At 59.4% G+C, this 684-nt stretch carries 1 protein-coding gene; it reads left to right on the top strand.

Going from position 1 to position 684, the window contains the following annotated elements:
- Positions 1–157: 157 nt before the first annotated feature.
- Positions 158–684 (top strand): hypothetical protein (locus WS75_RS33725; RefSeq protein WP_156429835.1); only part of this gene is annotated, 527 nt, incomplete at its 3' end.

Below are 684 nucleotides of genomic sequence, written 5' to 3'. Positions count from 1 at the left end.
CGATCTGGCTCGTCTGCATGGTCTTTCCTGACAGCCTCGCCGAGGTCATCGAATACAACGTGCCCTATGCGCGGTTTTCGAGCGAGATCGATAAGCTCTGTGGCTTGGCTGACCAAGAAGCGGCGGAACCACCGCGCGTTGAAGCATGAGGGCTGACATGCATCAAGCTACCCCGCCGCTCCGACGCCTGCCCACCAGCCTGCTCATCGGCGCCACCCGTTTACGGCGTGGCACACCGGATCGCCACGCCATTCCCAGTACGCCTGACCTGATACAGCAGGAACTGGGCGTACGGCGCGTGAACGCCCAATGCGTCGAGTTGGCGCTTCAAGGCAACATCGTGCGGAACGTCTACGCAAGCTTTATTGGAATATCCCTACTTGTTGGAATAGGGGGGGTTATCTCACTTTGGCTCCTAGATACGTCGACAGGTTCGCCCCCTGCGTGGGGCCAACTTCTGTTTGGATTCCTCGTCACTGTTGCGATCGCAGTCGCGATGTACTACTGCTTCCGGAATTTTGCAGGTCGCTTCAGAGGCAGCTTCGTGCGCCTCCACCGCGGCACACGAAAGCTCTATGTCGTCAGCCCCTACGATGAACATTTCACAGCGCTGGACTGGGACGCCCTCCAGGCCTTCGCCGGATACGTCCCGCTCGTCAGTACCGCAGGCTATTCCGACCGCTA

It is taken from the genome of Burkholderia sp. FL-7-2-10-S1-D7 (genome assembly GCF_001524185.1).
Classification (GTDB): domain Bacteria; phylum Pseudomonadota; class Gammaproteobacteria; order Burkholderiales; family Burkholderiaceae; genus Burkholderia; species Burkholderia diffusa.
Note: the sequence above shows the minus strand (reverse complement) of the source record. Positions and strands in the feature narration are given on the sequence as shown.